The organism is Blautia sp. MSK.18.38 (assembly GCF_024460535.1).
Classification (GTDB): Bacteria; Bacillota; Clostridia; order Lachnospirales; family Lachnospiraceae; genus Blautia_A; species Blautia_A fusiformis.
Genome location: NZ_JANFYP010000080.1, coordinates 1 through 1237 on the forward strand (window position 1 = coordinate 1; position 1237 = coordinate 1237).

Annotated in this window: 2 protein-coding genes; both read left to right on the forward strand. The window is 42.1% G+C overall.

Annotation, left to right across the window (positions count from 1 at the left end):
* The coding region (locus NE638_RS18510) for an ATP-binding cassette domain-containing protein (protein ID WP_173746865.1) at positions 1–404 on the forward strand (404 nt) is incomplete at its 5' end.
* A 1-nt stretch (position 405) separates the two neighbouring features.
* Positions 406–1237: ABC transporter transmembrane domain-containing protein (locus NE638_RS18515; RefSeq protein WP_173746867.1), on the forward strand; the 832-nt coding region annotated here is incomplete at its 3' end.

Sequence of the window (1237 nt, forward strand, 5' to 3'; positions counted from 1 at the left end):
GCGGATGCTATGAATTTATCATGCAGCTTGAGAACGGATTTGATACGGTTGTAGGGGGTGCAGGAGGACATCTGTCAGGAGGCGAGAGACAGCGTATCTCCATTGCAAGAGCGATGCTGAAGGATGCTCCGATCGTGATCCTTGATGAGGCAACTGCTTACACGGATCCGGAAAACGAGGCGATTCTGCAGAATTCTATCGCAAAACTGGTAGCAGGGAAAACACTGATCGTAATTGCACACAGGCTATCTACCATTAAGGACAGTGATCAGATTTTTGTTGTAAATGATGGAAATGTAACAGCACATGGCACACATGAGGAACTTCTGGTGTCATGCCCGCTTTATAAGGAAATGTGGAATGCCCATATTTCTGTAAAAGATACGGTGAAGGAGGGAGAATGATATGTTTGGGATTCTGGCAAAATTCTTTCGTTTTTCAGGCAGGGAAAATGGCAATAAATTTAAACTGTCGATAGTGATCGGACTCATAGAGGCTCTTGCCTCAGCAATGAAGATTCCGGCTATTATGTACATACTGATTGGTCTGCTGAGTGGGAAACCGACAGGAAAATATATTGGAGGCTCCGTTGCGATTATGGTTCTTGCAATTGTAGTCGACGTAATCTGCAAGAGATACTCTACAGTGCTTCAGACAGAGGGAGGATATAATGCAAGTGCTTTTATGAGAATCAAGATTGCAGAACATCTGCGTTATTTGCCGATGGGATATTTTAATGCCAACAGCATCGGGGAAATTTCTTCTATTACGACGAATACAATGGAAACACTTGGCGATGTAGCTGCGAGAGTGGTTATGCTGACCATGCAGGGAATTCTGGAAACATCCATGATCATTCTTATGCTGTTTCTTTTTGACTGGAGAATCGGACTGATAGCTGCAGCAGGAGTACTTATTTTCTTTGGGGTCAATTCTGTGATGCAGAATGCGGGTAAAAAAGATTCAGAGCAAAAAGTGGTATGCGATACGGAGCTTGTAAACCAGATCATGGAGTATCTGCAGGGAATATCAGAAGTTAAATCATATAACTTGCTTGGGAAACAGGCGAAAAGATTAAATGATGCAAATGAAGCATGTGAAAAGATCAATACAAAGATGGAAATGCTGTTTGTGCCCTATCATTTTCTGCAAAGTGTGATAACTAAAATTACAGGTGCTGTGATCGTAGCATGCAGTGCATATTTTTATATTAATGGAACTATGAGTGCGGTCTATG